The following is a 21999-nucleotide window of genomic DNA, read 5'->3' on the forward strand; positions in this document are numbered from 1 at the left end:
TGCCATTGTGTTCGATGACAATGGCATCGACCGCCGCGCCGGAACACGGTGCGGCGGTTGCCTTTTCAGGCATTGCAGGTCGATGGCCGGCCGCGGGCTCTGCCGCCACGCCGTGACCGTTTCCCGATTTCGATTTCGACGCTTCAGGACGAGGAAGTATGGATCTATCAATTGCGGCGATCCTCGCGCAGGACGGCATCACCACCGGCGCGATCTACGCGCTGCTCGCGCTCGCGCTGGTGCTGGTGTTCTCCGTGACGCGGGTGATCTTCATCCCGCAGGGGGAGTTTGTTTCGTACGGCGCATTGACGCTCGCCGCACTGCAGACACAAAAGTTTCCGGCCACGTGCTGGCTACTGATGGCGATGGGCGCGGCCTGCTTCGTCGTCGAGGTGGCGGGGCTGGTGCGGCATGCCGAGCGACGCCGCCATGCGGCGCGCACGCTGGTCATGCTGGCGGGGAAATACCTGCTGTTTCCGATCGCAGTCTACGCGCTCACGCGGGGTGTTTTCCTACAGCCCCTGCCGATGATCGTGCAGATCGCACTGACGCTTCTGATCGTGATTCCGATGGGCCCGTTCGTCTACCGGCTTGCCTATGAGCCGATCGCGGAAGCGACCACGCTGTTGCTGCTGATCGTGGCAGTCGCGGTGCACTTCGCGATGGTTGGGCTAGGGCTCGTGATGTTCGGCGCGGAAGGCTCACGCACGACCGCGTTCTCGGATGCGACGTTCAACGTCGGCAGCCTGTCGATCTCCGGGCAAAGTCTGTGGGTGGTCGGCACCGCGGTCGTACTGATCGGTGCGCTGTATCTGTACTTCGATCGCTCGATCTCGGGCAAGGCGTTGCGCGCAACGTCGGTGAACCGACTCGGCGCGCGGCTCGTCGGCATCGGCACCACGCAGGCGGGGCGTCTCGCGTTCACGCTGGCAGCCGGGCTCGGCGCGCTGTGCGGGATCCTCGTGGCACCCCTCACCACCATCTACTACGACTCGGGCTTCCTGATCGGTCTGAAGGGCTTTGTGGGGGCGATTATCGGCGGTCTGGTCAGCTATCCGCTGGCGGCAGCGGGCTCTATCCTGGTGGGCCTGCTGGAGTCATATTCGTCGTTCTGGGCAAGCGCTTATAAAGAAGTGATCGTGTTCACGCTGATCATCCCCGTGCTGCTCTGGCGAAGTCTGGCCAGCCCGCACGCCGAAGAGGAAGAGGAGTGACACGATGAAACGGATCATGCAAAACAAGTTCTTCTGGTTGTTCCTCGTGGTGCTGTTCGCGCTGCCGGTGTTGCCGCAGCCGATTCACGTGCCCGAATACTGGGTGACGCTGCTCAACTACATCGGCCTGTATTCGATCGTCGCGATCGGGCTCGTGCTGCTGACAGGCATCGGCGGGATGACGAGCTTCGGGCAGGCGGCGTTCGTCGGGATCGGTGCCTACGCGACCGCGTATTTGACGACCACGTATGGCGTGTCGCCGTGGCTTGCTTTGATCGCGGGTGTCGTCGTGACGGCATTGATCGCGCTGATGCTGGGGCTCGTAACGATGCGTCTGTCCGGCCACTTTCTGCCACTCGGCACGATCGCCTGGGGGCTCGCGCTGTTCTATCTGTTCGGCAATCTTGAAATGCTCGGCAAGTACGACGGCATCAACGGAATTCCGGTGCTGAATGTTTTCGGCATCAACCTGGAGTCCGGCCGCCATATCTATTACCTGATCTGGCTGGTTGTGCTCGGTGCGGTGATTTCTGTTCAGAATCTGCTTAATAGCCGGCCGGGGCGGGCGATTCGCGCATTGCGTGGCGGTGGCATGATGGCCGAGGCGATGGGCGTGAATACTGCATGGATGCGCGTCGTGATCTTCGTCTACGCGGCCGTGCTGGCGTCTGTTTCGGGCTTCCTGTACGCCCATCTGCAACGCGCGGTGAATCCGACGCCGTTCGGCCTGAACCACGGCATCGAGTTTCTATTCATGGCGGTAGTGGGGGGCGTGTCGCACGTGTGGGGCGCGGTCCTCGGCGCGGCGATCCTGACGTTGCTCCAGGACTATCTGCAAACGCTGCTGCCGAAGTTGCTGGGAGAAAACGGCAACTTCGAAGTGATCGTGTTCGGCATCCTGATGGTGTTGCTGCTGCAGTACGCCCGCCAAGGGGTCTGGCCATTCGTCGCGCGCTTTTTCCCGCGCGGTCCGCGCGCGCATCTGGCGGATCATGCGGAACCGTTGCCGCAGCGCAGCAAGCCGCAAGCCGGCGAAGATCTGCTGACCGTGAACAAGGCGCGCAAACAGTTCGGCGGTCTTGTCGCGGTCAACGATGTCAGCTTCGAGGTGAAAGCGGGGCAAATCATCGGGCTGATCGGGCCGAACGGCGCCGGTAAGTCGACGACCTTCAATCTGGTCACGGGTGTACTACAGGCGACCAGTGGCGAGATCACATTCCGCGGTGAGCGTATCGATTCGCTGAGTTCACGTGAAATCGTTAAACGTGGGATCGGCCGAACCTTCCAGCACGTCAAGCTCCTGCCGGGGATGACGGTGCTCGAGAATGTCGCGATCGGCGCGCATTTGCGCGGTCAGGCCGGTGTCTGGCGCAGTGTCGCACGCCTGAACGGTGCGGAAGAAGCGCGCTTGATGGCGGAGGCGGCTCGCCAGATTCGTCGCGTTGGGCTCGAACAGCATATGTACGATGAGGCTGGCAGTCTCGCGTTGGGCCAGCAGCGGATTCTCGAAATTGCTCGCGCTTTGTGCTGCGACCCGACGTTGTTGCTGTTGGATGAGCCCGCAGCCGGTTTGCGGTATCAGGAGAAGCTGCAGCTCGCTGATTTGTTGCGTCGCCTCAAAGCGGAAGGCATGAGCGTGCTGCTGGTGGAACACGACATGGACTTCGTGATGAATCTCACTGATCGGCTAGTCGTCATGGAGTTCGGGACGCGGATCGCGGAAGGTTTGCCGTTGGATGTGCAACAAGACCCGGCGGTGCTCGAAGCGTACCTGGGCGGGGTGGAATGATGGAGAACACGATGAATGCTGCTGCACCGATTCTCGACGTGGACGGTCTGTCGGTCCGATACGGTAAGGTCGAAGCGCTGCACGGCGCGGCGATCAAGGTGCGGGCCGGGCAGATTGTCTCGGTGATCGGCCCAAACGGCGCGGGCAAATCCACGTTGCTGAACGCGATCATGGGCGCGTTGCCGACGACAGGCCATGCGAAGGGCGCTGTCGTCTATCAGGGCGAAGACGTGAGCGCGGTGCCGGTCGAGAAGCGGGTCGCTCGCGGCATGTGTCTGGTGCCCGAAAAGCGCGAGCTTTTTGCATCGATGACGGTGGAGGACAACCTTGTCCTCGGGGCTTATCGGCGCAAGCGCGCGGGGGAGCGCAATTTTCTTGACCAGCTCGAGCCGGTTTTCAAGCTGTTTCCCCGACTGAAGGAGCGCCGCCAGCAGGCTGCCGGTACATTGTCCGGCGGTGAGCGGCAGATGCTGGCGGTGGGGCGTGCGCTGATGGGAAAGCCCGATCTGTTGATGCTCGATGAACCGAGTCTGGGTCTTGCGCCGCTGATCGTAAAAGAAATTTTCCACATCATTAGCGCGTTACGGCAGACCGGCGTGGCGACGCTGCTGATCGAGCAGAATGCGCGAGCCGCTTTGCAGATTTCCGACTACGGCTATGTTCTGGAGACTGGAGAGTTGGCGCTGGAAGGGCCTGCGGCGGATTTGGCGCAAAATCCACGCGTAATCGAAACCTATCTGGGGTTGGCTAAGAAAGTAGCGTAGGCGCGTATTTTTTAGCTAGTTGCAACAGATCCAAGCGGTGTGTTTCACGTGAAACACACCGCTTTTTTATGCATGGCCATTCGGACGAAATTCGGGCCGAAACCGAACCCGTTATAATTCGCCCATACTTTTCCTTTAAGGCTCACGCGATGATCTGGCGTGAGATCCGCAATGCTCTTTCCCACAGAATTTGACGTCATCGTCGTTGGCGGCGGTCATGCCGGCACAGAAGCCGCGTTGGCCTCGGCGCGCATGGGCAATACGACGCTCCTGCTGACCCATAACATCGAAACCCTCGGCCAGATGAGCTGCAATCCGTCCATCGGCGGCATTGGTAAGGGCCACCTGGTCAAGGAAGTCGATGCGCTCGGCGGCGCCATGGCAGCCGCGACGGACGAGGGCGGAATTCAGTTCCGCATCCTGAATTCGTCGAAGGGCCCCGCAGTTCGGGCGACGCGCGCTCAGGCCGACCGTTTGCTGTACAAACAGGCAATCCGGCACCGGCTGGAGAACCAGCCGAACCTGTGGCTGTTCCAGCAGGCTGTCGACGATCTGATGGTGGAGGGTGATCGTGTCGTCGGCGCCGTGACGCAGGTGGGGATTCGTTTCCGCGCGCGGGCGGTGGTGTTGACGGCGGGGACGTTCCTCGACGGCAAGATTCACGTGGGTTTGAACAACTACACCGGCGGTCGCGCAGGCGATCCGGCTGCGGTTTCGCTTTCCGCACGTCTGAAGGAGCTGAAACTGCCGCAAGGCCGGCTCAAGACCGGTACGCCCCCGCGGATCGACGGTCGCACGATCGACTTTTCACAACTCGAAGAGCAGCCGGGCGATCTGGACCCGGTGCCGGTGTTCTCGTTTCTCGGGCGCGTCGAGCAGCACCCGCGGCAAGTGCCGTGCTGGGTGACGCATACGAACGAGCGGACGCACGACATCATCCGTGGCGGGCTCGACCGGTCGCCGATGTATACGGGCGTCATCGAGGGCGTGGGGCCGCGCTACTGTCCGTCTATCGAGGATAAGATCCACCGCTTTGCATCAAAGGAATCGCACCAGATTTTCTTGGAACCGGAGGGGCTGACCACCAACGAGTTCTATCCGAACGGGATTTCTACGAGCCTGCCGTTCGACGTGCAGCTGGAATTGGTGCGTTCGATGCGCGGTCTGGAGCACGCCCATATCCTCCGGCCGGGCTATGCGATTGAGTACGATTATTTCGATCCACGCGGGTTGAAGGCTTCGCTGGAAACCAAGGTGATTAACGGACTCTTCTTCGCCGGCCAGATCAACGGCACGACCGGCTATGAAGAGGCGGCTGCGCAGGGCCTGCTGGCGGGCATCAACGCCGGTTTGTACGTGCAGGGCAAGGAAGCGTGGTGTCCGCGTCGAGACCAGGCTTACCTCGGCGTACTGGTCGACGATCTGGTGACGCGCGGCGTGTCCGAGCCGTACCGGATGTTCACTAGCCGCGCCGAATATCGCCTGAGCCTGCGCGAAGACAATGCCGATATGCGTCTGACCGAGATCGGGCGGGGGCTTGGGGTAGTCGGCGACATTCGTTGGGACGCCTTTAGCCGCAAACGTGACGCTGTTTCACGTGAAACAGAGCGACTTCGCACGACGTGGGTCAATCCCAAGACGTTGCCTGCTGACGAAGCGACAACCTTGCTCGGCAAGCCGATCGACCATGAATACAGCCTTGCGGATCTGCTGCGTCGCCCGGGTGTGACCTACGATGGCGTTTGCGGGTTGCGCGCCGGCGCATGCGGCGCGCCCGAGATTCTCGCGGAAGACGATGTGCTACTCGCGCAGATCAAGGAACAGATCGAAATTGGTATCAAATATCAGGGCTATATCGACCGTCAAGCTGGTGAGATCGAGCGGAACGAAGCCCACGAAAGCACGCGCCTGCCCGAAGGGCTGGACTACGCGGAAGTCCGAGGCCTTTCGTTCGAAGCGCGTCAGAAGCTGACGCAATTCCGTCCTGAAACTATCGGCCAAGCATCGCGCATATCCGGCATCACGCCGGCCGCCATCTCCTTGCTGATGGTTCATCTGAAGCGCGGCTTGGGCCGTCGTTCGACGAAACCCGCCGAACCCGGCACCGATAACGCGCCGGTGACGCAATGACGGTGAGCCAGAAGGGCAGTACTCAGCAAGCGTTGGCGCCACTGCTGGTGGACGGTGTGCGCGAACTCGGCCTCGATTTGAGCGACGCGCAACTCGGCAAGCTGCTTGACTACGTCGCGCTGCTGTCGAAATGGAATACCGTCTATAACCTGACGGCGATCCGCGATCCGCGGCAAATGCTGATCCAGCACATCCTCGATTCGCTGTCGATCGTGCCGCATCTCGCGCCGCGCGGCCCGTCGTCGGTGCTCGACGTGGGTTCGGGCGGCGGCCTGCCCGGTATCGTGCTGGCGATCGTTCTGTCTGATTGGACCGTCACTGTGAACGATATCGTTCATAAGAAGACGGCCTTCCAGGCGCAGGCGAAGGCCGAACTCGGCCTTGCGAACCTGTCGGTTGTGACTGGCCGCGTCGAGTCTTTGCGGCCGGGCGCCGAAGTACCGGCAAAGTTCGACGTAATCGTCTCGCGCGCATTCGCAGAGCTCGCGGATTTCGTTACACTGGCCCGTCACCTCGTTGCGGACCAGGGGGCGATCTGGGCGATGAAAGGCGTGAGGCCGGAGGGCGAAATCGAACGTTTGCCGGCGGGTGCCCACGCGGAACAGATCATCCGGCTGAAAGTACCGTCACTCGACGCCGAGCGGCACCTGATCAAGGTTCTGGTGGATGCCGACAATTGAGGCTGCCAGCCTCGGGTCGGCTCCAGTATCACCAGTGATTTTTTCTTCATCCAGCAGCAAAAGGGACACACCAACGATGGCAAAAATCTTCTGCGTTGCGAACCAGAAGGGTGGCGTCGGCAAGACGACCACCGCAGTCAATCTGGCGGCGAGCTTGGCAGCGCAGGGACAGCGAGTCCTTCTCATCGACCTGGACCCGCAAGGCAACGCCACGATGGGCAGTGGCATCGACAAGGCCGCATGCGCGAATACCGTCTACGAAGTGCTCGTCGATAACGTATCGGTGGCCGATGCGCGAATCCGTCCGGAAGCAGTCAGCTACGACGTCCTGCCCGCGAACCGCGAACTCGCGGGCGCGGAGGTGGAACTCGTCAGCGTGCAAAACCGTGAACGTCAGTTGAAGGCCGCACTTGCGGCGGTCGAGAGCGAATACGATTTTGTGCTGATCGACTGCCCGCCGGCTTTATCGCTGCTGACACTCAACGGCCTGTGCGCCGCACATGGCGTCGTGATTCCCATGCAGTGCGAGTATTTCGCGCTCGAAGGCCTGTCCGATCTGGTCAACACGATCAAACAGGTGCATGCCAACCTGAACCGGGACTTGAAGGTGATCGGCCTGCTGCGCGTGATGTTCGATCCGCGCATCACGTTGCAACAGCAAGTTTCAGATCAACTGAAAGAGCATTTCGGCGACAAGGTGTTCGACGCGGTCATCCCACGCAACGTACGTCTGGCCGAGGCGCCGAGCTACGGCTTGCCCGGCGTGGTATTCGACCGGGCATCGCGCGGCGCGCAGGCGTATGTGCAGTTCGGCGCGGAAATGATTGAGCGGGTGCGCGCGTTGAATGACGCCCCCCAGGCATCCTAAGTGGACCGAGGAAGCACGATGAACGCAGTAGCAAGAAAGAAGGGATTGGGCCGCGGTCTTGAGGCATTGCTCGGCGGCACCGCCGACATCACGGAAGCGGTGACGATCGACGGTGCGCCCAATGTGCTGCCGCTCAGCAAGATGCAGGCGGGCAAGTACCAGCCACGCACGCGAATGGACGAAGGCGCGTTGCAGGAACTGGCGGCCAGCATCCGCGCGCAGGGGCTGATGCAACCGATCCTCGTGCGTCCTGTGTCGGCGGACAGATACGAGATCATTGCGGGGGAGCGGCGTTTTCGTGCCGCGCGTCTCGCGGGTCTCGAAGAGGTGCCGGTATTGGTGAGGGATGTGCCAGACCAGGCCGCCGCCGCAATGGCGCTGATCGAAAATATTCAGCGCGAGGATCTGAATCCGCTGGAAGAAGCGCAGGGTATCCAGCGCTTGCTCGACGAATTCAATTTCACGCACGAGCAGGCGGCAGAGTCGGTGGGCCGTTCGCGCAGCGCCGTATCGAACTTATTGCGCTTGCTCAACCTCGCGTCGCCGGTGCAGACGATGCTGCTGGCCGGCGATCTGGACATGGGGCACGCCCGCGCGCTGCTGGCAGTCGATGGCGCCACGCAGATCACATTGGCCAATCAGGTGGTCAACAAGCGCATGTCCGTGCGTGAAACCGAAAAACTGGTGACGACGACGACCAAGGCCGCCCCAGCCGTCAAGGCGCGCGCGAATCCGGATGGCGGACGCGATACGCGACGGCTTGAGGAAGAGCTGTCGGATCTGCTGTCGGCCACGGTCAAGATCAAGCTCGGTCGACGCGGCCGGGGACAGGTGCTGGTGGACTTCGGCGATCTGGATGCGCTGGAAGGTATTCTCGTTCGATTGCGTGGTAATGCCACTGCGTGAAGGGTGGATTGCGTACGAAGGGTGCTGAATAGGCTTGCGGCGGATTCGACGGTCGTACGTAAGCTATTTGGCGCACTTCAGCTGCGTGCCGTGGCGAGCGCGGTGTCGACGCGGTGCGTACGCCTGATCGGCCTGTTTGGTTGATTCGCACTCCACGTCAAATTTAGTCGGATTCCTAAACAAAAGTGACCGTCAGATAATAAGGAATCCGGATATATCAATGTGTCGCACGAATCCTGTGCGCGTCGGCGAGGCCGTGAGGCTGCGACGCGGGTGGGGGCGTGGGCCGGCTTTCGGCGACATCCTACGCGGTGCGTAGGATTCCGGCATCGCATTAGGCCTGCGCCACCGCAAGCGGGTGGAGTGATGTCCTCACACGGCTCGGCGTCGCGTGGAGGGCAGGGCAGGGCAGGGCACTGCACCGGTACGACATCGAATTCGCCTGGTACCGTGCGGCCAATTGTCCGCAGTTAACCATTAACTTGCATCGCGAACCTCTCGCACCGCCACGCTGCTTGTCTCTACCCGTCGGTGTGCAATCCCGCACGCAAAAATTGACGTTTGTTGTGTTTTCGACACGTCCGCCATAACGTCTGCGCGACCTATGATCTGGCGCAAACCTGCGCGATTCCAACTCGCCGTTTTGCCATCCCCCAGCTGCCTTACATTTGGCGTGTTTTCCCGTGGCAGAATGCCGTTCGCGGGCGACGAGGGCGCTTTTGATGCCGGTTATTGAACGGCCTAAAGTCTTGAATTGCCTGCAACTATCGCTTACAATCGCCCGGATTTAATTGCACGGCAACCCCGTAAGCGCAGCGAAAGCTCGCGAGCTGAACAAGACTTTCGGAACACTGCGATGGCGGTCAAAACGTCGAATCAAGCGCCGAAGAATGGGCCCGACGGACACCGCGCTGAACGCTCCGTTTCCGATTCGTCCACCGGCCAACAAGTTACGCATGACGAGCCATGGGGCGTCGAGCAAGAAGATAACAATATCGTTCCGCTCACGCGGGCCGAGGCTGAAAAGCTGTTTGGTCCTAACGTGAGTCGTCCATCGCGCGTCACGCCTTTCAAGGTTGTGGTGGCGCAAATGGTTTTGTCCCTGGGTGCTACGCTGGTGTGGTGGCTGTTCTACAAGCCGCCGGGCGCTGCTGCGCTGTCCGCGTTCCTCGGGGGGGCGATTTGCTGGATCCCTGGCGCGCTGTTCGCGGCACGCCTTAGAACGCTGAGCGGCGCCGAGACAGTGATGAGCTGGATGATCGGCGAAGCGCTCAAGATGGGGACAACGATTGCGATGTTTGTAGCCATCGCTTTCTGGTATCACGACGTACGCTGGGTGCCGCTGCTCGTGACCTACCTCATCGCGCTCAAGACTTACTGGATCGCCTTGGCGTGGCGCTAAGGTAGCAGAAACAGTTAGCAGCAAAAAATTCAGGCTGGCGCGCAGCGCCGGCACCAGGTGTGCGGATATGACACGGTCCGCACCCGGCGTGTTCCCGCAATACAGCATTGCTGCGGGTACGGCTAAGACGATTTTCGACAATTTGGGTGGCTTTAACGATATGGCAGCTAGCGAAGGCACGCGCGCAATGGATCCGTCCGAGTACATCGCGCACCACTTGCAGAACTTTTCCACCGCGCACCAGACGTCGATTTTCGACATTCATGTGTGGAATCTGGACACCCTTTTCTGGTCGATCGTTTGCGGTCTGGCCACTATCTTCATTCTGCATCTCGCTGCCCGCAAGGCGACGTCCGGTGTGCCCGGCCGCTTCCAGTGCGCGATCGAAATGCTGGTCGAAATGGTCGAGGATCAATCGAAGTCGATGATCCACGGCACGCGCACCTTCATCGCGCCGCTGGCCCTGACCGTGTTCGTCTGGGTCGCGCTGATGAACTCGCTCGACTTTATCCCTGTCGACCTGCCGGGCCATGTGATTGGCTGGCTGGGTCTGTCCGAAGCCATCCCGCACCACCGCCTCGTGCCGACCGCCGACCTGAACGGCACGCTCGGCATCGCCCTCGGTGTGTTCGCGCTGATGATTTACTACAACTTCAAGATCAAGGGCGCAGGCGGCTTCGTGCATGAACTGCTGTCCGCTCCGTTCGGCGCGCATCCGCTGCTGTGGATCCCGAACCTTGCACTGAACATCATCGAGTTCGTCGCGAAGACGGTCTCGCTCGGCATGCGGCTGTTCGGCAACATGTACGCGGGCGAACTGTTGTTCCTGCTGATTGCCCTGCTCGGCAGCATCTGGAGCTTCGGCGCGGACACGACGGTGCTTGGCTTCATCGGCCACGTGATCGCCGGCACAGTGTGGTCAATCTTCCACATCCTGATCGTTCTGCTGCAGGCGTTCATTTTCATGATGCTGACGCTGGTGTACATCGGCCAGGCACACGACACGCACTAACCTGCGCCGTCAAAAAGAATCGCTTTAGTTTTTAAATCCCAGTTCCAACCAGTTCTAAAAGACTTTTCACAAAGGAGTGATCATGCAAGCTTTCATCGCCAACATCCAGGGTCTGACCGCCATCGGTATCGGCATCATCATCGGCCTGGGTGCAATCGGCGCCTGTATCGGTATCGGCCTGATGGGCGGCAAGTACATCGAAGCATGTGCTCGTCAGCCGGAATTGATGAACCCGCTGCAAACCAAGATGTTCCTGCTGGCTGGTCTGATCGATGCGGCGTTCCTGATTGGCGTTGGTGTGGCAATGCTGTTTGCGTTCGCGAACCCGCTGCTGTCGAAGCTGGCAGGCTGAGGTTCCTCGGAAGTTTGCGCCTGAGCTATAACTGGTAAAGGCGCAGGGCGGAACGGGCACTGGGGCGCTGATCGAATACAGAATCGATGAGCGCCTTGCCGTTTCACTTTCCGAACTAGCAACGTTTAAGGAAACACCGTGAATCTCAACGCAACCCTGTTTGCGCAAATGGTCGTGTTCCTGATCCTCGCGTGGTTCACGATGAAGTTCGTGTGGCCGCCGTTGATCAACGCCCTCGACGAGCGCTCGAAGAAGATTGCTGACGGTTTGTCGGCTGCTGAAAAGGGCAAGCAAGAACTTGAAGCTGCCCACAAGCGCGTCGACCAGGAACTCGCCCAGGCACGCAACGACGGTCAGCAACGTATCGCCGACGCGGAAAAGCGCGCGGTGGCAGTCGCTGACGAAATCAAGGCTCAGGCACAAGCTGAAGCCGCTCGCATCATCGCGCAAGCGAAGGCCGACGCGGACCAGCAAGTCGTCAAGGCGCGCGAAACGCTGCGCGGCGAAGTTGCTGCACTCGCTGTGAAGGGTGCCGAGCAGATCCTGAAGCGCGAAGTCGACCAGGCAGCTCACGCTGACCTGCTGAATCAACTGAAAGCCGAGCTCTGATCATGGCCGAACTTGCAACCATCGCCCGTCCGTACGCAGAAGCGCTGTTTGGCGTGGCCGAAGCTGGTGACATCGCCGCCTGGTCCACCCTCGTGCAGGAGCTGGCACAGGTTGCGCGTCTGCCCGAAGTGCTGTCGATCTCCTCGAGCCCGAAAGTAAGCCGCGCTCAGGTCAGCGAACTGCTGCTGGCCGCGGTCAAGTCGCCGCTCAGGGACAACGCGCAAGCGAAGAATCTGGTGCAAATGCTGGTGGACAACCATCGCCTGCAATTGCTGCCGGAAATCGCCGTGCAGTTCGAAGAGTTGAAGAACGCCCGCGAAGGGGCGGCCGATGTGCTGATCGTCAGCGCATTCCCGCTCGAAGGCGCGCAGTTGAACGAACTCGTCGCAAGTCTCGAACGCAAGTTCAAACGCAAGCTGAAGCCGACGGTCGAAGTCGACTCGTCGTTGATCGGCGGCGTGCGCGTGACGGTCGGCGACGAAGTGCTCGATACCTCGGTCCGCGCGCGGCTTGCCAGCATGCAGACGGCTCTGACGGCCTGAAGCGCTCAAGGCGCTGAAGCGGCTGGCACGCAACAGAATTGACTATCAGGAGCGAATAATGCAACTCAATCCCTCTGAGATCAGCGAGCTGATCAAGAGCCGGATCCAGGGCCTTGAAGCGAGCGCAGACGTTCGCAACCAGGGCACCGTGATCTCCGTGACCGACGGTATCGTGCGTATTCACGGCCTGTCGGAAGTGATGCAGGGCGAAATGCTCGAATTCCCGGGCAACACCTTCGGTCTCGCACTGAACCTCGAGCGCGACTCGGTCGGCGCCGTGATTCTGGGTGAGTACGAACACATTTCGGAAGGCGATATCGTCAAGACGACGGGCCGCATTCTCGAAGTGCCGGTGGGTCCGGAACTGCTCGGCCGCGTGGTCGACGCACTCGGCAACCCGATCGACGGCAAGGGCCCGATCAACGCGAAGAAGACCGACGCAATCGAAAAGATTGCGCCGGGCGTGATCTGGCGTAAGTCGGTGTCGGAACCGGTCCAGACCGGTCTGAAGTCGATCGACGCGATGGTGCCGGTTGGCCGTGGCCAGCGTGAGCTGATCATTGGCGACCGCCAGTGCGGCAAGACCGCAGTCGCAGTCGACGCGATCATCAACCAGAAGGGCAAGAACCTCTTCTGTATCTACGTCGCGATCGGCCAGAAGGCTTCGTCGATCATGAACGTGGTGCGTAAGCTGGAAGAAACCGGCGCGCTGGAATACACGATCGTCGTGGCCGCTTCGGCTTCGGAATCGGCTGCGATGCAGTACCTCGCGCCGTACGCGGGCTGCTCGATGGGCGAATACTTCCGCGACCGCGGTCAAGACGCGCTGATCGTTTATGACGATTTGACCAAGCAGGCTTGGGCATACCGTCAGATCTCGCTGCTGCTGCGCCGCCCGCCGGGCCGCGAAGCGTACCCGGGTGACGTGTTCTATCTGCACTCGCGTCTGCTGGAGCGTGCTGCTCGCGTCTCGGAAGAATACGTCGAGAAGTTCACGAACGGCGAAGTGAAGGGCAAGAGCGGTTCGCTGACGGCACTGCCGGTCATCGAAACGCAAGCAGGCGACGTGACCGCATTCGTTCCGACGAACGTGATCTCGATTACCGACGGCCAGATCTTCCTGGAAACCGACCTCTTCAACGCAGGTATCCGCCCGGCAATTAACGCCGGCGTGTCGGTGTCGCGCGTGGGTGGTGCGGCTCAGACGAAGGTCGTGAAGAAGCTGTCGGGCGGTATCCGTACCGACCTCGCGCAGTACCGTGAACTCGCAGCATTCGCGCAGTTCGCCTCGGACCTCGACGAAGCGACCCGTAAGCAGCTGGAGCGCGGCCGCCGCGTGACGGAACTGCTGAAGCAGCCGCAGTATCAGCCGCTGCAAGTGTGGGAACTGGCTGTTTCGCTGTTCGCAGCGAACAACGGCTACCTCGACGACCTCGAAGTCTCGCAAGTCCTGCCGTTCGAAAAGGGCCTGCGCGAACACCTGAAGTCGAGCCACGCTGACCTGGTCAAGCGCATCGAAGATACCAAGGAACTCTCGAAGGACGACGAAGGCCTGCTGCACACGGTCCTCAAAGACTTCAAGAAGTCCGGCGCTTATTGATCCGCGAGTGATCCGCAAGGCATAAACGGACCTTGAAGCGGAGCGGGCCGTATGTGAATGCCCCCGCGCCGCTTCGATCGCTTTGCATGGGACCCGAGTAAGTGCTAAAGCGCTAACTCGGGCCGACAAGGAGCAAGCAATGGCTGGAATGAAGGAAATTCGCGGCAAGATCAAGAGCGTGCAAAACACGCGCAAGATCACGAAAGCGATGGAGATGGTGGCCGCATCGAAGATGCGCCGCGCTCAGGAGCGCATGCGCGCTGCTCGCCCGTATGCCGACAAGGTCCGCGACATCGCTGCGCACATGAGCCGTGCGAACCCCGAGTATCGTCACCCGTTCATGGTGTCGAACGAAGGCGCGAAAGCGGCCGGCATCATCCTCGTCACGACCGACAAGGGTCTGTGCGGCGGGATGAACACCAACGTGCTGCGCGCGTCGATGCAGAAGTTCAAGGAACTGGAAGGCCAGGGCAAGACGTTCGAAGCAACTGCAATCGGCACCAAGGGTCTGGGTTTCCTGAACCGTTTGCGTGCCAAGGTGGTGTCGAACGTCGTGCATCTGGGCGACACGCCGCATCTGGAAAAGCTGATCGGCGCGGTGAAGGTGCAGCTCGACCTGTACTCGGAAGGCAAGGTTTCGGCCGTGTACCTGGCGTACACGCGCTTCGTCAACACGATGAAGCAGGAGCCGGTGATCGAGCAACTGCTGCCGCTGTCGGCAGACCAGTTCGAGCGCAAGGAAGAAGACGGCACGACGCCGAGCACGCAGTGGGACTACATCTACGAGCCGGATGCGCAGGCAGTGGTGGACGAACTGCTGGTGCGTTATGTCGAAGCGCTGGTCTATCAGGCCGTCGCGGAAAACATGGCATCGGAGCAGTCGGCCCGGATGGTCGCGATGAAGGCCGCTTCGGACAACGCGAAGACGGTCATCAACGAACTGCAGCTCGTGTACAACAAGAGCCGTCAGGCCGCGATCACGAAAGAACTGTCGGAAATCGTCGGTGGCGCGGCGGCAGTCTGACCTTGACGGTCAGTCACGCCGCTTCGTGTGCGCCCGTGAGGCGCATCCCACCTTGGCGGCCCCATCGAAATTGCGCCTTTGCGCGAGTGAAGAATTGAGTATCTAAAGGAAAAGCGATGAGTACTACTGCTTTGGTAGAAGGCAAGATCGTACAGTGCATCGGCGCGGTGATCGACGTGGAATTCCCGCGTTCGGACATGCCGAAGATTTACGACGCGCTCATTCTCGAAGGTTCGGAACTGACCCTCGAAGTCCAGCAACAGCTGGGCGACGGCGTCGTCCGTACCATCTGTCTGGGTGCATCGGACGGTCTGCGCCGCGGCACGGTCGTGAAGAACACGGGCAAGCCGATCAGCGTGCCGGTCGGCAAGCCGACTCTCGGCCGGATCATGGACGTGCTGGGTCGCCCGATCGACGAAGCCGGCCCGATCAACTCGGACGTGGTTCGCGGTATTCACCAGAAGGCTCCGGCGTTCGACGAACTGTCGCCGTCGACCGAGCTGCTCGAAACCGGCATCAAGGTTATCGACCTGATCTGCCCGTTCGCTAAGGGCGGTAAGGTGGGTCTGTTCGGTGGCGCCGGCGTGGGCAAGACCGTGAACATGATGGAACTGATCAACAACATCGCCAAGGAACACGGTGGTTACTCCGTGTTCGCCGGTGTTGGCGAGCGTACCCGTGAAGGGAACGACTTCTATCACGAAATGAAGGACTCGAACGTTCTCGACAAGGTCGCGCTGGTGTATGGCCAGATGAACGAGCCGCCGGGCAACCGTCTGCGCGTCGCGCTGACCGGTCTGACGATGGCTGAGCACTTCCGTGACGAAGGCCTCGACGTGCTGTTCTTCGTCGACAACATCTACCGTTTCACGCTGGCAGGCACGGAAGTGTCGGCACTGCTCGGCCGTATGCCGTCGGCAGTGGGCTATCAGCCGACGCTGGCTGAAGAAATGGGCAAGCTGCAAGAGCGTATTACGTCGACCAAGACCGGCTCGATTACGTCGGTGCAGGCCGTGTACGTCCCTGCGGATGACTTGACCGACCCGTCGCCGGCTACGACCTTCGGCCACCTGGACGCGACCGTCGTGTTGTCGCGTGACATCGCTTCGCTGGGTATCTACCCGGCAGTCGACCCGCTTGATTCGACCTCGCGTCAGATCGACCCGAACGTGATCGGCGAAGAGCACTACTCGATCACGCGTGGCGTGCAGCAAACGCTGCAGCGCTACAAGGAATTGCGCGACATTATCGCGATTCTGGGCATGGACGAACTTGCGCCGGAAGACAAGCTCGCGGTTGCGCGCGCTCGTAAGATCCAACGTTTCCTGTCGCAGCCGTTCCACGTCGCTGAAGTGTTCACGGGTTCGCCGGGTAAGTACGTGCCGCTGAAGGAAACGATCCGTGGCTTCAAGATGATCGTTGAAGGCGAATGCGACCACCTGCCGGAACAAGCGTTCTACATGGTCGGCACGATCGACGAAGCCTTCGAAAAGGCCAAGAAGATCCAGTAAGGGTCGGGTGTAACGAAGCGGGCGCCGGCCTCGTGCGTGTCGATATGGTTGCTGTATCGGAACGCAAAGCGGGCGCCTCTCACTACGCTCACCTCAGCCTTGCATGGGACGAGAGTCGGCGCTAAAGCGCTAACCCTCGTCGACAGGAGTCGACAGTTATGGCAACCATTAAAGTAGACGTCGTCAGCGCGGAAGAGCAGATCTTCTCGGGCCAGGCGAAGTTCGTCGCGCTGCCGGGCGAAGCGGGTGAACTCGGCATTTTGCCGGGCCACACGCCGCTCATCACGCGGATTCGTCCGGGTGCAGTGCGCATCGAAGCTGAGAACGGCGAAGAAGAGTTTGTGTTCGTCGCCGGCGGCATCCTCGAAGTCCAGCCGGGCGCGGTGACGGTTCTCGCCGACACCGCGATCCGTGGCAAGGATCTCGACGAAGCCAAGGCTGAAGATGCTCGCAAGCGTGCGGAAGAAGCGCTGCAAAACACGGGTTCGAACCTCGAATACGCCACCGCGCAAGCGGAACTGGCGTACGCGACGGCTCAGCTCGCTGCGATTCAGCGTCTGCGCAAGCTGCGTGGTCAGAACTAAGGCAGTACACGTATCAGAGAGAAAGCAGCCTTCGTGGCTGCTTTTTTTTGAGTACTGGTTGACGTTTACGGAAAGGTCAACAAAATCACGTGATCGAATCGACTGCAGGCCTTGTCGCACAAAAGTCTGCGCGATGCGCTGCGGGTAAGACTTGATGCCGTAAGAGCGCATGCCGGTGGCACAATCGATTTCAAATTCATTTCAATCGGGCGAGCTTCCGCTCACGGAGACAACACCATGGCAACGCACGTGTCAGGCGAAGGGGCACTCATCGAACCCAAAGACGGACTTTCGTATGTGCGCGGGTCGACCGAAATTCCGTTGAGCGAAGCGACCGTCGGCCAGTTTCTTCGCGACACGGCCCAGCGCTTCGCCGACCGCCCGGCCGTGGTGTTTCGCGAGCAGCGTATTCGCTGGACGTGGAAGGAATTTGCAGACGAAGTGGACGTGCTGGCGGCCGGCCTTCTCACACTCGGCATCGCGAAGGGCGACCGCGTCGGCATCTGGTCGCCGAACCGCGTGGAGTGGCTGCTCACCCAATTCGCGACCGCGCGGATCGGCGCGGTGCTGGTCAACATCAATCCGGCCTATCGACTCGCGGAACTCGAATACGCGTTGAACAAGGTCGGTTGCAAGGCGGTCATTGCCGCCGAGCGTTTCAAGACGTCGATGTACCTCGAGATGTTGCAGGAGCTTGCCCCCGAGCTGGCGACGCAGGTGCCGGGCGAACTTCACGCCGCACGGTTGCCGGAGTTGCGCTACGTGATTCGCATGTGCGACACCGAAACGCCTGGCATGATGTGCTTTTCCGAACTGATTGAACAGGGACGCGCGACGCTCGACACGGCGCAGCTCGAAGCCCTTGGCGCAACGCTGACATGCCATGAGCCGATCAATATTCAGTTCACGAGCGGCACGACGGGGAATCCGAAAGGCGCAACGCTAACCCATAGCAATGTGGTCAACAACGCGCGCTACATCGCGATGGCGATGCGGCTGACGGAGCAGGACGCCTTATGCATACCCGTCCCGCTGTACCACTGTTTTGGGATGGTGCTGTCGGTGCTGGCGTGCGTGTCGGTTGGCGCGAATATGGTGTTTCCAGGCGAGGGCTTCGACCCCGCCGCGACCCTCGTCGCCGTGGCCGAAGAAAAGTGCACCGCCTTGCATGGCGTGCCGACCATGTTCATCGCAGAACTCGATCACCCTGACTTCGCCAGCTACGACTTCTCGCAACTGCGCACCGGCATCATGGCGGGCTCGCCGTGCCCGATCGAAACGATGAAGAAGGTCGTCTCGAAAATGCATCTGAGCGAGATCACGATTGCGTACGGCATGACGGAAACCAGCCCGGTGTCGTTCCAGAGTTCGACGACCGACCCGCTCGACAAACGCACCACCACGGTGGGCCGCATTCAGCCGCATCTGGAGGTAAAGATCGTCGATCCGCTCGGTGAGATCGTGCTGGTGGGCGAGACCGGCGAGCTGTGCACGCGGGGCTACTCGGTGATGCGGGGCTACTGGGGCGACGAGGCGAAGACGCGCGAAAGCGTGATCGACGGCTGGATGCATACCGGCGATCTGGCAACGCTCGATGCCGAGGGCTACTGCAACATCGTGGGCCGATTGAAGGACATGCTGATTCGTGGAGGGGAAAACATCTATCCGCGTGAGATCGAAGAATTTCTGTTCCGCCACCCGAAAATACAGAGCGTGCAGGTGTTCGGCGTACCCGACGCGAAGTACGGCGAGGAAGTCTGCGCGTGGGTCGTGCTGCGCTCGGGCGAACAGGCGAGCGCGGAAGAGATTCAGCAATTTTGCCAGGGGCAAATTGCGCACTACAAAGTGCCGAAGTACATCCGTTTCGTCGACGAACTGCCCATGACGGTGACCGGCAAAGTGCAGAAATTCATCATGCGCGAACGGATGATCAGCGAATTGAAGTTGCGGGAAGACAAGACAGCATAACGCCTGGGCAGAGCCGCGCTGGCAACTGTTGACAGCAAACCCCGTGCGGCGCGAAGAAAAGCCAGAAGAACCGTTTGATGAGATTCGCGAACCCCTCTCCAATAGAAGCAAAGCCGGAGGAATGAATTACGCGCAAACGTTTGGCCAGACGAAAAAAAAGCGGGCCTGGAGCCCGCTAAAAACCACACGCTACGGGGTTAGCGCGAGGAGACCAAAGTTGGAGCAACGGAGACGGCGACCCTGCGCCGGCTACGACTCCAGCAGGGATGCCCCTTCTCAGGGCTTCGGCATAGGCCGACCGGCAAGTGCATCGTATCCGCTCACACCATGCACCCAGCCACATCCGTGTTGAAACCGTTGAGGCATTGTGGGCGAATTACTCTAGCGGCGCGGTAACAAAGTGTTTCAGGTTGTAACGCCCGCCAGATAAGGCGCTACGGGATTAATTGCCAGTTCGGAGCGTTCGAAACGTAATTTTTACTGATGACTGGCTCGCAATTTCATACGCATGATTGATGCTATTCGTGTCGCATATTGCGGCGTAAATGTTCAGTCGATTCCGCATGAAATGGTTGCATGCGCACCTTTTATGGGAAAAATCTCCCGTGTTACAGGTGGTCTCAGGACGCAGGAAATTTAGTACATAAAACCGGGACTGAAGTGTTGCTTTGCAACACTTCAGTCTTTTTGAATCGGTCCTAAGGGGCCAATACACGAAATTAAGAATTTCGCGTCGTTGTTAAGAATTTGCTTAAACCGGGCCAACTTCGTTACACGATCGTGGCCGCCACCAGAACCAATTGGTACTGGCTGGTCGCCTATATTGCTGATTCACGCATCAAAGCGGGGCCGAGTGCTGCTTCATTTCAACCATTTATCCGAAATGGCCTGATATTCGCCAGTCGCCCGCGCAAGGTGCAGCCACTGGTCGACGTACTGCTGGACAGCTACATCGCCGCGCGGCAGCAGCCAGGCTTTCTCACCATACTGGAACGGTTTGTCCGGATGCACGGAGCAAAGACCGGGATTCAGCTTCTGCTGCAACAAGGTTTCCGACGCGTCCGTCACCATCACGTCGGCCTTCCCCGCGAGGATCTGCTTGAAAATCGTCACGTTGTCCGGATAGACGGTCAGGTTCGCATGCGCAAAGTACTGCTTCGCGAAACGCTCGTTGGTGCCGCCCGGATTGACGATCACGCGGGTCGACGGCTGGTCGATTTGCGCGACAGTCTGATACTTGCTGACGTCGTCGCAGCGCACGATGGGCGTCTTGCCGTCGATCATGTAAGCCTGCGTGAAGAACGCGCGCTTTTGCCGCTCGAGCGTTGGCGACACCCCACCCACACCGATATCGCATTTCGCGACAAAGTCGTTCATCAGGTTCGACCATGTCGTTTTGACGAACTCCGCCTTCACGCCGAGCGATTTGGCGAGCGACTCCGTCATGTCGATGTCGATGCCTTCGAACTGGCCGTCCCCTTTGTAGAACGAATAGGGTTTGTAGTCACCGGTCGTGCAGGCGCGCAACGTGCCGCGGCTGACAATCTCGTCGAGCCGGGACGGCGCAGCGCTACTGGTTTGCGCGCCGGCCACACCTGCGTGCATCAAAATACCGGCGACGGCGCCGAGGACGGCAAGTACTAGCTTGTTCATCGAGTCTCCTGGTTTTATGTATGTAATTGTCTGGTAAGACGGTCCGATAGTAGCTCGGCGAAGCTGGCTTGAACATCGGCCATTCAGCCAGGGTGACATGCGGCAGGCTGCTACGGAAAACTGTCGCCACTGTGCGGCCGGACAGTTATTGGTCGCATCGGGCGCGATGGCGCGAGCGCGCTCCGGTAAAATGCCCCTTTGCCCTCAGTCGTACGAAACGTGGCCCATAAACTCCTGAACGACACCTTCCTGCGCGCGCTGCTGCGCCAGCCGACCGACTACACGCCGATCTGGCTGATGCGGCAGGCTGGTCGCTACCTGCCGGAATACAACGCCACGCGGGGTCGCGCGGGCAGTTTCCTTGGGCTTGCAAAAAGTCCGGCGTTCGCGACGGAAGTCACCCTTCAGCCGCTCGATCGTTATCCGCTCGACGCCGCGATCCTGTTCTCCGACATCCTGACCGTGCCCGACGCCATGGGTCTCGGACTGGAGTTCGTCACCGGCGAGGGGCCGAAATTCGCCCACCCGGTGCGCACGGAAGACGACGTCGCTCGCCTCGCGGTACCGGACATCGACGCCACGCTGCGCTATGTGACCGACGCCGTTCGCGAAATTCGGACCGCGCTCACGGACGCGCAAGGCCGCCAGCGCGTGCCGCTGATCGGTTTTTCGGGCAGCCCGTGGACTCTGGCCTGCTACATGGTCGAAGGCGGCGGGTCGGCGGACTTCCGCACCGTCAAGTCGATGCTTTACGCACGTCCGGATCTGATGCATCGGATTCTCGACGTCAACGCACGCTCGGTCGCCGCCTACCTGAACGCGCAGATCGAAGCCGGCGCGCAAGCCGTGATGATTTTCGACACGTGGGGCGGGGCGCTGGCGGACGGCGTGTATCAACGCTTTTCGCTGCAATACATCCAGCAGGTGGTGAGCCGCTTGAAGCGCGACCACGACGGCGAGAAAGTGCCGGTCATCACCTTCACGAAGGGCGGCGGTCTGTGGCTCGATGAGATCGCCGAGACCGGTGTGGATGCAGTCGGTCTCGACTGGACCGTGAACCTGAGCAAAGCCCGCGAGCGCGTGGGCGGCAAGGTCGCGCTCCAAGGCAATATCGACCCTTCGGTGCTGTTTGCGCCGCCGGCTGCGATTCGCATGGAAGCGCGTGCGGTGCTCGACAGTTTTGGCAATCATCCGGGCCACGTCTTCAATCTGGGGCACGGTATCTCGCAGTTCACGCCGCCGGAAAACGTCGCCGAACTGGTCGACGAAGTGCATCGTCACAGCCGCGCGATTCGCGGCGGCGCACATGCACTAACGTGAGGCCGTAATCGTTACCATTTTTGTTGCGATGCAGCGAAGTGGGCTCTGGGCCTAAGGGGGAAATTGCTGTC

19 protein-coding genes are annotated in these 21999 nt (G+C 60.4%); 18 read left to right on the forward strand and 1 reads right to left on the reverse strand.

Translation table 11 applies throughout. The features are described from left to right. Positions 1-158: 158 nt before the first annotated feature. From PQQ53_RS02225 to PQQ53_RS02305, 17 genes are all read left to right on the forward strand, one after another. Positions 159-1214, forward strand: coding sequence for a branched-chain amino acid ABC transporter permease (locus PQQ53_RS02225; protein ID WP_408139919.1), 1056 nt, complete (start codon positions 159-161; stop codon positions 1212-1214). A 4-nt stretch (positions 1215-1218) separates the two neighbouring features. Continuing rightward, positions 1219-3003 carry a branched-chain amino acid ABC transporter ATP-binding protein/permease gene (locus PQQ53_RS02230; RefSeq protein WP_408152740.1) on the forward strand — a complete coding sequence of 595 codons (1785 nt, stop codon included), beginning with the start codon at positions 1219-1221 and terminating at the stop codon, positions 3001-3003. A gap of 11 nt (positions 3004-3014) precedes the next feature. Continuing rightward, positions 3015-3767 (forward strand): ABC transporter ATP-binding protein, encoded by a 753-nt coding sequence (locus tag PQQ53_RS02235; protein ID WP_408323277.1) that lies wholly within the window; start codon positions 3015-3017, stop codon positions 3765-3767. 171 nt (positions 3768-3938) lie between these two features. Further along, positions 3939-5897 (forward strand): tRNA uridine-5-carboxymethylaminomethyl(34) synthesis enzyme MnmG, encoded by a 1959-nt coding sequence (gene mnmG / locus PQQ53_RS02240; protein ID WP_408323195.1) that lies wholly within the window; start codon positions 3939-3941, stop codon positions 5895-5897. After that, a complete protein-coding gene (gene rsmG / locus PQQ53_RS02245; protein ID WP_408139925.1) occupies positions 5894-6577 on the forward strand; it encodes a 16S rRNA (guanine(527)-N(7))-methyltransferase RsmG in 684 nt (227 codons plus the stop codon). Before mnmG ends, rsmG begins: the two co-directional genes overlap by 4 nt. Positions 6578-6653: 76 nt before the next feature. Continuing rightward, positions 6654-7445, forward strand: coding sequence for a ParA family protein (locus PQQ53_RS02250; RefSeq protein WP_408139927.1), 792 nt, complete (start codon positions 6654-6656; stop codon positions 7443-7445). 18 nt (positions 7446-7463) lie between these two features. Continuing rightward, positions 7464-8351 (forward strand): ParB/RepB/Spo0J family partition protein, encoded by an 888-nt coding sequence (locus PQQ53_RS02255; protein WP_408139928.1) that lies wholly within the window; start codon positions 7464-7466, stop codon positions 8349-8351. Between the two features lie 856 nt (positions 8352-9207). Then, positions 9208-9753 (forward strand): ATP synthase subunit I, encoded by a 546-nt coding sequence (locus tag PQQ53_RS02260; protein WP_408139930.1) that lies wholly within the window; start codon positions 9208-9210, stop codon positions 9751-9753. 160 nt (positions 9754-9913) lie between these two features. After that, positions 9914-10765: a F0F1 ATP synthase subunit A gene (gene atpB, locus PQQ53_RS02265; protein ID WP_408140395.1), complete on the forward strand. Its 852-nt coding sequence runs from the start codon at positions 9914-9916 to the stop codon at positions 10763-10765. Positions 10766-10847: 82 nt separating this feature from the next. Then, positions 10848-11117 carry a F0F1 ATP synthase subunit C gene (atpE, locus tag PQQ53_RS02270; protein ID WP_007180033.1) on the forward strand — a complete coding sequence of 90 codons (270 nt, stop codon included), beginning with the start codon at positions 10848-10850 and terminating at the stop codon, positions 11115-11117. A 138-nt stretch (positions 11118-11255) separates the two neighbouring features. Beyond that, the gene (locus PQQ53_RS02275; RefSeq protein ID WP_042327177.1) at positions 11256-11726 is read left to right on the forward strand and encodes a F0F1 ATP synthase subunit B; all 471 of its coding nucleotides are present in this window, start codon (positions 11256-11258) and stop codon (positions 11724-11726) included. 2 nt (positions 11727-11728) lie between these two features. Beyond that, positions 11729-12268 carry a F0F1 ATP synthase subunit delta gene (locus tag PQQ53_RS02280; RefSeq protein WP_408152742.1) on the forward strand — a complete coding sequence of 180 codons (540 nt, stop codon included), beginning with the start codon at positions 11729-11731 and terminating at the stop codon, positions 12266-12268. Between the two features lie 58 nt (positions 12269-12326). After that, complete coding sequence (atpA, locus tag PQQ53_RS02285; protein WP_408139934.1) at positions 12327-13868, forward strand: F0F1 ATP synthase subunit alpha; 1542 nt, start codon at positions 12327-12329, stop codon at positions 13866-13868. Between the two features lie 139 nt (positions 13869-14007). Beyond that, entirely contained in the window at positions 14008-14892 is an 885-nt protein-coding gene (gene atpG, locus PQQ53_RS02290) for a F0F1 ATP synthase subunit gamma (protein WP_408139935.1), read from the forward strand. Between the two features lie 116 nt (positions 14893-15008). Further along, a complete protein-coding gene (atpD, locus tag PQQ53_RS02295; RefSeq protein ID WP_042327173.1) occupies positions 15009-16403 on the forward strand; it encodes a F0F1 ATP synthase subunit beta in 1395 nt (464 codons plus the stop codon). A gap of 158 nt (positions 16404-16561) precedes the next feature. Continuing rightward, positions 16562-16987 (forward strand): F0F1 ATP synthase subunit epsilon, encoded by a 426-nt coding sequence (locus tag PQQ53_RS02300; RefSeq protein ID WP_073427836.1) that lies wholly within the window; start codon positions 16562-16564, stop codon positions 16985-16987. Between the two features lie 237 nt (positions 16988-17224). Continuing rightward, entirely contained in the window at positions 17225-18955 is a 1731-nt protein-coding gene (locus PQQ53_RS02305) for an AMP-binding protein (protein WP_408323196.1), read from the forward strand. Between the two features lie 861 nt (positions 18956-19816). Here the strand turns inward: PQQ53_RS02305 and PQQ53_RS02310 are convergent. Beyond that, positions 19817-20608, reverse strand: a complete 792-nt coding sequence (locus tag PQQ53_RS02310) for a transporter substrate-binding domain-containing protein (RefSeq protein ID WP_408323197.1) — start codon at positions 20606-20608, stop codon at positions 19817-19819. A gap of 219 nt (positions 20609-20827) precedes the next feature. Here PQQ53_RS02310 and hemE point away from each other — a divergent pair, with 219 nt between their 5' ends. Further along, complete coding sequence (gene hemE, locus PQQ53_RS02315; protein WP_408323199.1) at positions 20828-21928, forward strand: uroporphyrinogen decarboxylase; 1101 nt, start codon at positions 20828-20830, stop codon at positions 21926-21928. The last annotated feature ends 71 nt before the right edge of the window (positions 21929-21999 follow it).

It is taken from the genome of Paraburkholderia strydomiana (genome assembly GCF_046030495.1).
GTDB classification, from domain to species: domain Bacteria; phylum Pseudomonadota; class Gammaproteobacteria; order Burkholderiales; family Burkholderiaceae; genus Paraburkholderia; species Paraburkholderia strydomiana_A.